Source organism: Crocinitomicaceae bacterium (assembly GCA_016708105.1).
Taxonomy (GTDB): domain Bacteria; phylum Bacteroidota; class Bacteroidia; order Flavobacteriales_D; family Crocinitomicaceae; genus JADJGJ01.
In genome coordinates this window covers 1,911,174-1,923,681 of sequence record JADJGJ010000001.1, presented here as the reverse complement: position 1 = coordinate 1,923,681, position 12,508 = coordinate 1,911,174, and the positions used below count along the sequence as shown (strand labels likewise).

Here is a 12,508-nt window from a genome sequence, read left to right as displayed (position 1 = left end):
ATGTATTAAAATTCCTTAAACTGTGAGGGTAGTCTGACTAATTCTTTTGCAAATCAAAAGTTCCGCCGCTATAAAATACTTGTACTTCACTCATGTCAAGCACGGTTTTTTCAACCACTTCCCAAGTGCCGGTAATGAGATTACCATCTTCACTCAAATCTCCATAAAAGGTCATTTCAAAAGGTTGAAGATTGGGGTCAATTTGGTAAACTAATGCCTGATCGTAAACTCCTCTGGACGGAAATTTTGCTACTAAACTAACAAAGCCTTCATCAATGAATCCACTAATTTCTGCTTCACATTCTGTTGCTGAAAAATAATCTGCATCACGCATCATGCCGGTTATTCCACCTTCAGCATCTGTGTCAAGATTCAACGTGATTTCTACTTTTTTATCTTTTAGTGCACCTGCAATTTCAGGGTCAAAGCAGTAGCTCCCTTTCCAAGTTGATTTCATACTATTGCAAATATGCCATTTCATCATCACCAAAAGAAACCATGATAGTATCTTTTAGGGTGGTTGCTATATTTAATCCTACAAAATCTGCATGAACAGGAAAACGGCGGTGGGTGCGGTTTACCAAGGCAGCAACTTTTAATACACGCACCGGATGATCCAAAATTCTTTTCACTGCGTGAATTAATGTGCGACCAGAATTGATGACATCATCTACCAGAATCACCGTTGCATCTTGTAATTCATTTTCAGGAACAGATAGCGTAATTTTTTCATTCAACGGATTGTCTTTGTTCACTGAAATTTGAAAAAGGCGAATATCTTGTGTAGAAATTTCACTTAGTTTTTTTACTAATCTTTCAGCAAATAAATACCCATTACCGGCTATGCCACCAATGTAAATCACCGGAGTTTCAAACGTGGTTTCCATTATTTCATAAGCAATGCGCTCAGTTTTATCTGCAATTTGCTCACGATTCAGTACCGTTGATTTTGTTTTCATGAATAGATATTTTTTTTTTTCAGATGAAGAAGATATGTTGCTGTTAGATTTCATTCAAGTTTCATAGAACAAATCAGCTGACCAAAGATAATCAGGTAAAAGCAATTGTGAGTAGTCAATAAATTAAAATATCAACTACTTCATTTAGTTGTCTGGGTTATTTTTTTTAGTGTTGAAAAAATATTTTTTCTGCGCCCGGTGTAGAGATTGATGATTTGCCCATGTTTTCTAAACGCTTTGTCTAAAAGATTGAGAAATTATTAATTTGCAAATGAATGAAAAAGAATTTTAGCTTTGCCATTACCAAAACTTATGGAAATGTATCAGCCGGGTTGACACCCCTCATTGCGGGTATATGTGAAAGTTGCACCGCAGATAATACCGTTGGCAGATATCTTTTAGTCCAGTCATTGGAAGGTATAATGCCGATGCAATAGCTGTTAAGAACAATTTTATTGGTCTATTACAGCTATGCTTTTCGGTATACTTTTATCATGAAGCAACCGAGTGCTCAAATGTAAAGGGGAGCGAAGTAATTAAGTATTAAAACGTAGGTTTTGTGCTACTACAAGGCAATAAAATGAGTTAAAGACCTTCCTTCTTAAGGACTTATCGAAATATTAGCTTAAATGTTGCTTTGAAATCGCACATAATGCCACACTAAGTCGGAAAATTCCTAAAAACAAAGTACGACAAAACTAAAATTTATAAAAATGAAAAAGTTATCAAAAATTTCAAGTGCTTTTGCAATAGCTTTCGCAATTGTGAGTTGTAATAAAGAAGAATTGACAACTCCAAATCAAATGAGTGATCATCAGATTGATTATACATTGGATAATATTCCATTGATGGCAAATACGCAAGATGTTGATGATCTCATGAAAAGTTCGCATGATAAGGACGGTGAGAAACTCAATAAATATCTATATGAAATTGGACTTGCGACAAGAGAATTAATCAAAAACCCTGAGTTCAACGCTGTTATTATCCAATTAGCCGAGGAATCAGGAACACAAACTGCCTATTTGTTAGACCTTGAAAAAGAATCTCCTGAATTTTTCAATCAAATCAACAATAATTTGGCAGAAAAGGGACTTTCACTTAAACAAATTTCTGATGATATGACACATGTTCCGCTAACTGGAAATCCGGACTTTCCTGAAACAATGGTTACTGAGAAATATGAGCCTGCAATTTTTATTCCTAATCTAAAAAATGTAGATAAATCAAAACAACCTCTTATTTCTCCAAATGTTGAAACAGATTGTACCGAAAATCTGGAAATTGAAGATTTCATTGTAACATGGTATTATAGTAATGAAGGTGAATTATCTGAAATAATTTTAGGTGAGCAAACTGCTCGTGTTACTTCAAATCCACTTTTTCTTTTAGATCATGCTTCTCCTCGCAGTGGTACAAATACAATTTCAATTTTGGAGAATATCTCTCAACCCCATCAAGCAGAGGACAGTGAAAACAGAGGATGGCTGGATATCACTCATTTTAATTCTAATCAACTTGACATCAAATCGGGTTATCGTCATGAAGAAGGCATAAATGTTAAGTCTGAGTTTTGTATTGTTGGTGCTTATAGCTCGTCTGGTTACCCGGCAGCTCCAGTATTTAATGAAAATAGTGACCATTCAAAAAAAATAACTGAGGTTCATCCAAACAACATTGGCACTGACATTTATATCACCTCGTATTTTGGGCCTAATTATGTGCCAACTTATGGTATGTCAGGTTTCAAGTTGTTTTGGAACACATTTGAAAGAGATTGGAATCGAAGTATAAAAACTTTAGGAACAGCTATCAATGTGTTATACCATTAGCCAATATAATTTAGTCTAAAAAGAGCATAATAAATATTTGAAGGAACAAATTTTCTTTACTGTTTTTGTTGTAATTATTCTCCTCACAACCTTGGCTAAGTGTTTGCCCAATTGATCGATGGTATTAAAGGATTTGCAAACGAACTCTTGTTTGAGTTGCCACCAAATTTTCTCGGCGGGGTTTAGTTCTGGACTATAAGGCGGCAGAAAAATTAAAATGATATTCTCGGGTATGATTAGTTTCTTTGCCTTATGGAAGGCTCCGTTGTCAAGCACGATTAGTTTAAGTTCTTTTGGATTCTGCTTTGATAATTCTTGAATAAAATATTGAAAGCAATCTGTATTACAATAAGGCAGTTCCAACAAAAAGCTATCTCCATTTATTGGTGAGAATGCTCCATATAGGTATGTGTTTTCGAATTTGTGTTGATAAGTACAAACGGGTTTTACCCCCTTTGCTGTTAGAACCCGCCCTGTTCTTGTGAGTAGTCCAAATCGACTCTCATCCTTAGAATAAATATTAATGCTTTTATAGCATCCCAATAGTGGTTTTACTTTGTCTTTACAGATTCGTTTGAAGTTTTTTAAAAGTAGCAACCGCTTCTTTATCCTTTTTAATATGACTCTTGCGGGGTACTTTTAACGATGCGCCAAAGTGCCTTTTAACATAATGACGCAAGCTGTTGTAATTAACTCCTTTAATAAAATTATTTTCCACCCACGCATGTAATTGTTTGTAGCTTGAAAATGCGGCATCCTCTGAACAAAGCTTCAATTTAATTTTCTTATGCACAGACTTACTTATTATGGAGGGCTTAAATCCAATTCTACCATCCTTTAATAATTCGGATATACCGCCCTTTTGATATTTAGTCCGCCATGTCTGAATACTGTTGTGATTTACACCTATCAGTTCCGCTAATTCATTCTTGCCTAATGCTCGATCAGAACGCTTGATCTCAATAAGCATTTTTATTTTCGGACCGTGGTGGTCTGCAGATTTTTTTAAGAGACTTCTTAAGTCCTTAAGCGATTCTTTCACCGTAATAGAGAGTGCATTTGCCATACCTCAAATATATAGCATATATACATTAGTCTAATATAGTTCAAGAAAAGATATTGACAATTTACTTGTTAATATCAGACTATTCTATAATAGCTAATGGTATTAAATGAATCTGGCAACAATGATGACATCATCTTATTTGGCAATATGAGATACTTTGAAGATTGGTATGGGTGGATTCCTTCAACGCTGCCAACTCACCCTCTGCCAATAGACTGGTACTCATGGCTAAGTGAAATTGATTTTGATAATTGGAAATCACAATTAGTGGTAGAAAGTGTAGAATAAAAAAAATTAACAGAACAGCGGGTCCATGAATAATGGACTCGCTGTTAAAAAAAAATCTATGAAAAGAATCCTAATTATTATCCTTGTTTTTATTTCTAGTATTTCTCAATCTCAATTTCTCTTTGAGTCTAATTTTAATAGAAATGCAACAGCAAACAATCAGGTCATCTGTATGGGGTATCAACATGATAAAATTTCCTTTGGTATAGGGCTAAAATATTTATATAATAAGAAGGATAATTTTCCATATCATGTTGCTTTTAAGAGAACGTTTTGGGCATTGAATCTATCCGAACATTTTGGCGCAAACATCTTTTTTAATGTCGATATATGGAAAATGGAAAAAAGTAGGTTTTCTCTTTTTTATGACTTTCAATTCACTAAGTCAAGTAATAGATTTGAAACTTATTATGCCCTTGACGAGCTTGTCGATGAACCTCAATCTATATATGACTATTCATACATTAAGTACACGGCATACTTTCAACCGGTTTACGGTTTTGAAAATAACATCGGGTTACAATTTCAGTATTTTCTCACTAAAAACATTTTTCTTAATCAAAAAGCTGGTATTGGAATATTATTCTACAAAGAATTTGATCCGATTGCTATTATTGGCAACAGAGGCTGGGTATTTTCAGAAATGTTAAGCATTGGGCTGGGTTGGAAATTCACTCAGAAAACTAAGGCCAAGTGACCACTCACATAACAGTTCCAGAGACCCCAAGCATTTATGCGAGCAACATTATAAGTTAATTCATGCTTCATAACAACAAAATAGCATATGTATTAATCATATTAATCTTTACCGGAGCACATCCTTTAGTACTGGCTCTGAAACTGTAAATAACTTAGATTAAATGAAGACACTTGTATTAATGCTTTCATTTACCTTCCTTGGGCAAGTTTTTGCCCAAGGAAGGTTTTATTTTCGTCCCAAATTTGAAGCACGAACCTTTATGGGATCAACGTATATGGCTAATAAAGATAAAATTTCAATATTCAATTTTGACTATACGACTTTCATGCCAGATAATCCTTATATGGATGTTAAAGTAAAAAGGCAGAGTTTCCAAAATGTATATACCATGGGTTTGAATATGGGCTACATTTTTCCATCAGATAACCGAGTTGAATTTGGATGGAACCAAGATGCCACAGGTAATCAATTCATAATGGCAGGTTTATCTGACCAGGGTGATTCGGTCGCAAATACTAACTATTTTGCGCAAAGAAGTACTTTTCATTCACTAGTATTGGGACACAGATTTGAATTCAATTACTACCAAGTATTTAAGCAAAAAGCAGCACGAAACAAATTACATTGGTCATGTCCTTTCTTAACTTTCGGGCTTGGATTCAAATTCAGCCCAAATGCATTTAAAAAAAAGGAGCCCGTGCCAGCTAATTATCCATACTTTCTTGCCGGTGGAGGAGAGATTGGGGATGAAAAATATTCATGGACACATACGGTTTATGCAGTGAATAGGTTTACTCCATTCTTTACTTTTGGTTTTGGCTGTGATCTACATTATCAAGAGATTAATTTATTTAGCATTCAATTCACTTATACACAAGGTTTAGAACTGATGGAAGCGACAGATCATTACATGAGTGTTTATGTACAAGATGTATTGACTAGCACATACATTTATAAGACATATAGCAGGGGTAGCGGATTCCAGCTTCAGATATCAAGAAGAATACAATTTTACCCAAAGAAAAAACGTGAATAGTTAATGAGGCATGATGACAAAATGAAAAATAATAATTGGAGAATAAAAACAATATTTGTTATTGCATCATTTTTTATAAATCATTTATGTTATACCCAAGATATATTCCTCACTCCAATAGTTGGATTAAAAGCAGATTTAACACGCATCCCTTTCTATGAAAGACATCTAGTGATACCTGATTATACTGTGATTGATGAGCATGAATATTGGTTTACGTTGAATCCTAAACCGGTTCTGGGTGTCAGAGTGGACTATATGTTTAAGCGCAGCACAATATCAACAGGCATTTTATTCAATGATCACGTGAATAGCCGGTATGAGTTTAGTTTTATGGCTATACAGAATGGTCAAAATATCCAGGTGAGAAAGGAAATTAATGCTGGTCTTCCGGTAATTAAAATTCCTCTCACATATCAATATCAGTGGTTTGAAACAGCGAATAAAAAATTTGCTTTCAATTTTCATTTGGGTTTTAACTTTTTAATGATTTATCATGTTGTTGAGCCATACAGATTGCTGGACACAGAAACCTACACCTTGGCTGAAGGTTATTCAGCCGGACAGGAAATTGAAATTAGTTCATTCATTATGGGGCCACCATCTTTTGGTCAATCCAAACTAAAAACAACAGTTGATTTAGGATTCAATTTATCTTTTAATATCAGTGAAAGTTATCACATCAATACCATGTTTTATTTTGAAAAAGGATTTCGTCATTACGGTGTAAATGCAGTAGAAACTTCCTTCACTATGGGAGGAAACAGAGTTCATACTATTTCTAGTGGAAGCTCAGGAACAGCTTTACACTTCAAAGTAGCAATCCCAATTCTGATGAAAAATTTTAATACTGTACAAAAATGAAAACAGCAAGCTTATTAATTGGAATTGTATTAACAGCACAACTCACTATTTTTTGTCAGACAAAAATTTTTATCAGCCCTTTTGTTGGTACCAATTTTACTATTAATAGTAATGATCATAGTGCACAAAAAATAAATACACCCACGAATGATTTTCAGTTTGTTTATCCTAAAGTCCATTACAGCAAGTTACAGCCATTCACCTTTGGTTTTTTAGCAGATTATCAGAAGGACAAGCATCGAATCAGCACGGGAATCATCTTTAGTGATGCTTTAGGCAGTTACATGAAATTTGGAATTTCAACTCTGGCAGTTAATCCCATTTTTGATGAATTTAGCTATGCAGCTGGAGGAACTTGGCTTGCTCGAACGGCAACTAAAATTCCGGTTGATTATTCATTTAAACTAATCTCTGCTCATCACATTGGAAATGTTAAATCATTTTTTGATATGCGAGTTCGTGTCGGGTTAAACTTATTGTTCATGAGAAGATGGGATAAAAAGAGTTTTGGTGGTGACATGGTTGCATTTACTGAAAATGGTGAAAACGCATACATGATCCAACCCAAAAGCAGAGCATACTATACATTGGATGGAAATCAAGCTGGTTTTATAACTTGGGAATGTAACTTACAAAAATTTTGGAGTATTAGTTTTAAGGCCGGTTTGGAGTTTGATTGGTATTTAAAAAACAAAAGGCGCATAACTACTTCTTTCTATTATGAGCAAGGCACCAGAAATATGTCTGCCATGGTAAACCAAATTTACTACAACAACATTTACCAAGGTTCAAACATCATTTATTCACGAGGCAGCGCAATACAATTTAAATTGGCTTTTCCAATTCAGGTTTTTGAAAAAGAGAAAGTGAAGTGAAACAGGCAGAGAAATTTTTAGTGAGTATTTTTTTCAGTCTGATCTGCTGTTTTCAGGTTGAGGATGCATTTGCCCAAAAGTCTTTTTACATTCGCCCATGGTTTGAATCAAAAACTTCTTTTGGATCAACAAATTGGCAGAAAAACAGTTTCAAGGACAATCCATATCAGGGAGATGCACCGTTTGTATTGCAGAACAAAGATGTCATGTGGCAGCACAATTTGAGTCCTATTCATCTGGGGATAGGATTTGGATATGAATTTCCAAATGAAAAAATGTCGGTTGAATTTAACGTCAGTCAAGATGGATCAAAATCAGGATATCAATTATTCTTTAACGGATATGATTCTACTTTTGGATATAGTTCGGGCGTATTAGAATCACATGCCGGAATTTCTTTTACAAGATTCAGTTTACAGGTGACAACGAAATTATTTGAAACAGAAAAATCCGTTCTCTCAATTCATTTGATCGGTGGTCTATCCTACGGTATCACCAAAAAGGGCGACCCATTAAAGAACCTCATTCCTGAACAAACCACATTTCAAATTGAACCAAGTACTTCTCTGGATTTGAATAGTGGTCTTTATTTGCTCAATCAGAAAGTGTTTCTTTGGCAATTGGGATTGGCGGGTAGGGTCAATTTGATCAAAGAGGGCGAAGAAAAATTTGAACTTTTCACTTTCTCAATTTACTATATTCATGGTGAGCGCCCTTTTTCTGTTAAACCGGTTACAATTCACGTAGTTGAGAATCAAAATCAGATGGGAACATACAACTTCAATTCCTACGGATATGGGAGCGGTCTGAATTTTCAGATATCTCGAAAAATCCATTTCTCATTCGGTAAAAAGTGAATCTATTTATGAATTTTTTTGAAGCAAAACAGCGCAACAAGCTTCATCCAAAAAAATCATTTATTTGCCATCCAATAACCCAATTCTGTTTATAACATTCAGTTTTTGTTAATTAGTGAGGGTTAAAAGCAACTAACTTTGCCCGAATTTGTACAAACCTACCTGACATGCCAAAAGATAACAGCATCAAATCAGTACTGATTATCGGAAGCGGGCCTATTGTGATTGGACAAGCTTGTGAATTTGATTATTCAGGATCACAGGCGGCGCGCTCTCTTCGTGAAGAAGGAATTGAAGTAACTCTCATCAACAGTAACCCGGCAACCATCATGACTGATCCGGCCATGGCGCACCATGTTTACCTTTTGCCGCTTGAAGTGGAGTCTATTGAAAAAATTCTCAAAAATCATAAAATTGATGCCGTGTTGCCTACCATGGGCGGACAAACAGCCTTGAACTTGGCAATCAAATGTGATGAATTGGGTATTTGGAAAGAATACGGCGTGCGAATTATCGGTGTGGATATTTCTGCTATTGAGATTACCGAGAATCGTGAATCATTCCGCAAATTAATGGATCAAATTGGAGTCGCAATGGCTCCGCAAGCTACTGCAAAATCATTCCTTGAAGGTAAAGGGGTAGCACAGGATTTTGGTTATCCGCTTTGTATCAGACCGTCTTTTACTTTAGGTGGATCAGGTGCTGCAATTGTTTATGAAGAGGCTGATTTTGATCGTTTGCTTACACGAGGTCTGCACCTTTCTCCAATACATGAAGTGATGATTGATAAAGCTCTTCTAGGTTGGAAAGAATATGAACTGGAATTGCTGCGTGACAATAATGATAACGTGGTTATTATTTGTTCTATTGAGAATTTTGATCCAATGGGTATTCACACCGGAGATTCTATCACGGTTGCCCCGGCAATGACTTTGTCTGATACTACTTTTCAGAAAATGCGTGACATGGCTATCAAAATGATGCGATCTATTGGAACTTTTGCAGGTGGTTGCAATGTACAGTTTGCGGTAAGTCCTGATGAAAAGGAAGATATTATTGCCATTGAAATTAATCCGCGTGTATCCAGGTCTTCAGCCCTTGCATCAAAAGCTACAGGATATCCGATTGCAAAAATTGCGTCCAAACTGGCAATAGGATATAATCTAGATGAACTCAATAATCAAATTACCAAAACAACATCAGCACTTTTTGAACCAACTCTAGATTATGTGATTGTAAAAATTCCGCGCTGGAACTTTGGAAAATTCCCGGGTACAGACACGCGCGTTGGTTTGCAAATGAAATCAGTAGGAGAGGTGATGGGTATTGGTCGCAGTTTTCAAGAAGCATTGCAAAAAGCATGTCAGTCACTTGAAATTGGACGCAACGGCTTAGGTGCCGATGGACGAGAATTGACAGACCAAAATAAAATCTTACACAGCCTCGGTAACCCAAGTTGGGATAGGCTTTTTCATGTGTACGATGCAATTAAATTAGGAATTCCGTTCAAAACAATCAAAGAGAAAACAAAAATTGATGATTGGTTTTTACGTCAAATTGAAGATTTAATTAAACTGGAGAGACGTATTGAAAAATATCGGGTAGAAGATATTCCAAAAGAACTTTTGTTTGAAGCAAAACAAAAAGGATATGCTGACAGACAAGTTGCACACTTGTTGCGTTGCCTTGAATCAGAAGTCTATAAAAAGCGGAATGAAATGGGCATTCGTCGCGTGTATAAATTAGTAGATACATGCGCTGCAGAGTTCGCCGCGCAAACTCCATATTATTATTCAACCTTTGAATTTGAAAATGAATCCGTAGTCACTCCACGCAAAAAAGTGGTGGTACTTGGTTCAGGTCCAAATCGTATAGGACAGGGAATTGAATTTGATTATTCATGTGTACACGGTGTATTGGCAGCTCGTGAATGTGGGTATGAAACTATCATGATTAATTGTAATCCTGAAACTGTTTCAACAGATTTTGATACGGCTGACAAATTATATTTTGAACCGGTTTTCTGGGAGCATATTTATGATATCATTCAACATGAAAAACCTGAAGGCGTAATTGTTCAGTTGGGAGGACAAACAGCTTTAAAGCTTGCACAAAAATTAGAACGTTACGGTATTAAAATTTTGGGTACTTCATTTGATGCCTTGGATTTAGCTGAAGACCGCGGGCGTTTTTCAAATCTGTTGAAAGAATTAAATATTCCGTATCCTAAATTTGGCGTAGTTGAAAGTGCTGAACAGGCGCTTGAATTGGCAAAAGATTTGGGTTATCCGCTTCTCGTGCGTCCGTCGTATGTTTTAGGTGGACAAAAAATGAAAATCGTAATCAATAATGAAGATCTGGAACATCATGTGGTAGATATTCTGAATGAAATGCCGGAGAATCAAATTTTGTTGGATCACTTTTTAAAAGGCGCTATTGAAGCAGAGGCAGATGCCATTTGTGATGGAAAAGATGTTTACATCATTGGTATCATGCAGCACATTGAGCCGGCAGGTATCCATTCTGGAGATTCATACGCAGTGCTGCCTCCGTATAATTTGGGTGATTTAGTCATGCATCAAATTGAAGAAATCACCATGAAAATTGCGGTTGCTTTGCGCACCGTTGGATTGATAAATATTCAGTTTGCAATTCAAGACGATAAAGTGTATGTAATTGAAGCTAATCCTCGTGCATCACGCACGGTGCCATTCATTGCAAAAGCCTACCAAGAACCATACGTCAACTATGCGACAAAAGTAATGTTGGGTGAAAAAAAGGTGAAAGATTTCAAATTCAATCCGGTTAAAAAAGGATACGCAATTAAAGTTCCGGTATTCTCGTATGAAAAATTCCCGGATGTAAATAAAGAGTTAGGGCCAGAAATGAAATCAACCGGAGAATCCATTCACTTCATTGACACGTTGCGTGACTCTTATTTTCAGAAAATTTACAGTGAAAGAAATCTATACCTAAGTAAATAATGGTATTATTGAGTATAACAGGCGTTTTCAAGATGATTCTCATCATTCTTGGTGTCTTTGTTGTGCTCAGATTTGTTGGTCAGTTTATGATTGCCAAACGCAATTTGGATGAAGAGAAAGAAATGCTCAGACAACAACGTGAACGTGAAATGAAAGCAGCCAACGATCGCAAAAATTTTGGAAAAACTACAGTGAATAAAATAGATAAAAATTCTGCTGAAAATGCGGAGTATACTGACTATGAAGAGATCAAATAATAAATGAAATTCGTTCGTAAAATATTAGTCAGAGTATTAGGTATCAAAGGATATCTTAGATTGGTAAGCCGCATCTACATCATATCTATTTCAATGGGATGGATGCGGAAAAAATATCCTGAACTTTTTTTTCTCAAGCGAATAATTAAACCCGGAAATTCGGTACTGGACATTGGAGCAAATCTTTCATACTATTCTTTTTTTATGACAGTTTGTACCGGTAAAACGGGAAAAGTTTTTGGTGTTGAACCCATTCCATTATTCGCAGAAGTATGGGCAAAAAATATGCGTAGGCTTAAAGGGTATTCGTTTCATCTTTCAGTTTGTGCTTTGGGGACTGAACCTAAAGAAAAAGTGAAGATGAGCATTCCGGTTGTTGATGGCGTTGTGCGCCACGGATTAACCAAAGTAACTGATGAAGCAGAAACCGGAAACACAGCTCTCAGTTTTGAGGTACCCATGAAAAACGGTGATGCGCTTGTTAATGAATTGGGGATTGCATCTGTTCAATTTATAAAATGTGATGTTGAAGGATTTGAACAATACGTTATTCCTTCATTAACAAACACTCTTCAGCGTGATTTTCCAATACTTCAGATAGAATTATCAGGTGATGAAAACCGCCGTCAGGTTACTGAGTTTCTTGTTAATTTATCTTATCAGATTTTTATTCTGAAATTTGATCATCTTGCCATCATTGAAAAAAATGATATTTTTAGCGTGAATCAAGACTTTTACTTTATTCATGAGTCGCGCCTTGAAGAGTATAAACATTTGTTAAAACCATAAA

15 protein-coding genes are annotated in these 12,508 nt (G+C 35.7%); 11 read left to right on the top strand and 4 right to left on the bottom strand.

Annotation, left to right across the window (positions count from 1 at the left end; translation table 11 throughout):
• Positions 1–37 precede the first annotated feature (37 nt).
• The gene (locus IPH66_08390) at positions 38–457 is read right to left on the bottom strand and encodes a hypothetical protein (GenBank protein MBK7129363.1); all 420 of its coding nucleotides are present in this window, start codon (positions 455–457) and stop codon (positions 38–40) included.
• Position 458: 1 nt separating this feature from the next.
• Complete coding sequence (locus IPH66_08385; protein ID MBK7129362.1) at positions 459–959, bottom strand: phosphoribosyltransferase; 501 nt, start codon at positions 957–959, stop codon at positions 459–461.
• Between the two features lie 275 nt (positions 960–1,234).
• On the opposite strand from IPH66_08385, the gene IPH66_08380 reads away from it, so the two are divergent.
• Positions 1,235–1,396 (top strand): hypothetical protein, encoded by a 162-nt coding sequence (locus tag IPH66_08380; GenBank protein ID MBK7129361.1) that lies wholly within the window; start codon positions 1,235–1,237, stop codon positions 1,394–1,396.
• Positions 1,397–1,672: 276 nt separating this feature from the next.
• Positions 1,673–2,791: a hypothetical protein gene (locus tag IPH66_08375; GenBank protein MBK7129360.1), complete on the top strand. Its 1,119-nt coding sequence runs from the start codon at positions 1,673–1,675 to the stop codon at positions 2,789–2,791.
• Positions 2,792–2,806: 15 nt separating this feature from the next.
• Here the strand turns inward: IPH66_08375 and IPH66_08370 are convergent, their stop codons facing one another.
• Positions 2,807–3,388, bottom strand: coding sequence for an IS630 family transposase (locus IPH66_08370; protein MBK7129359.1), 582 nt, complete (start codon positions 3,386–3,388; stop codon positions 2,807–2,809).
• Positions 3,354–3,857, bottom strand: a complete 504-nt coding sequence (locus tag IPH66_08365; protein ID MBK7129358.1) for a winged helix-turn-helix domain-containing protein — start codon at positions 3,855–3,857, stop codon at positions 3,354–3,356. Before IPH66_08365 ends, IPH66_08370 begins: the two co-directional genes overlap by 35 nt.
• A gap of 96 nt (positions 3,858–3,953) precedes the next feature.
• Between IPH66_08365 and IPH66_08360 the strand changes: the two genes are divergently transcribed.
• The 9 genes from IPH66_08360 to IPH66_08320 all read left to right on the top strand — a co-directional run bounded on the left by IPH66_08360 (position 3,954) and on the right by IPH66_08320 (position 12,507).
• Complete coding sequence (locus tag IPH66_08360) at positions 3,954–4,145, top strand: hypothetical protein (GenBank protein ID MBK7129357.1); 192 nt, start codon at positions 3,954–3,956, stop codon at positions 4,143–4,145.
• A gap of 58 nt (positions 4,146–4,203) precedes the next feature.
• A complete protein-coding gene (locus IPH66_08355; GenBank protein ID MBK7129356.1) occupies positions 4,204–4,842 on the top strand; it encodes a hypothetical protein in 639 nt (212 codons plus the stop codon).
• 163 nt (positions 4,843–5,005) lie between these two features.
• Positions 5,006–5,881, top strand: coding sequence for a hypothetical protein (locus IPH66_08350; GenBank protein ID MBK7129355.1), 876 nt, complete (start codon positions 5,006–5,008; stop codon positions 5,879–5,881).
• A 21-nt stretch (positions 5,882–5,902) separates the two neighbouring features.
• Positions 5,903–6,745 carry a hypothetical protein gene (locus IPH66_08345; GenBank protein MBK7129354.1) on the top strand — a complete coding sequence of 281 codons (843 nt, stop codon included), beginning with the start codon at positions 5,903–5,905 and terminating at the stop codon, positions 6,743–6,745.
• Positions 6,742–7,620, top strand: coding sequence for a hypothetical protein (locus IPH66_08340; GenBank protein MBK7129353.1), 879 nt, complete (start codon positions 6,742–6,744; stop codon positions 7,618–7,620). Before IPH66_08345 ends, IPH66_08340 begins: the two co-directional genes overlap by 4 nt.
• Positions 7,617–8,477 (top strand): hypothetical protein, encoded by an 861-nt coding sequence (locus IPH66_08335; protein MBK7129352.1) that lies wholly within the window; start codon positions 7,617–7,619, stop codon positions 8,475–8,477. The genes IPH66_08340 and IPH66_08335 overlap by 4 nt, the downstream gene beginning before the upstream one ends.
• Before the next feature lie 167 nt (positions 8,478–8,644).
• Complete coding sequence (carB, locus tag IPH66_08330; protein ID MBK7129351.1) at positions 8,645–11,461, top strand: carbamoyl-phosphate synthase large subunit; 2,817 nt, start codon at positions 8,645–8,647, stop codon at positions 11,459–11,461.
• Positions 11,462–11,493: 32 nt separating this feature from the next.
• Positions 11,494–11,718, top strand: coding sequence for a hypothetical protein (locus tag IPH66_08325; GenBank protein ID MBK7129350.1), 225 nt, complete (start codon positions 11,494–11,496; stop codon positions 11,716–11,718).
• 3 nt (positions 11,719–11,721) lie between these two features.
• Positions 11,722–12,507 carry an FkbM family methyltransferase gene (locus IPH66_08320; protein MBK7129349.1) on the top strand — a complete coding sequence of 262 codons (786 nt, stop codon included), beginning with the start codon at positions 11,722–11,724 and terminating at the stop codon, positions 12,505–12,507.
• Position 12,508 lies beyond the last annotated feature (1 nt).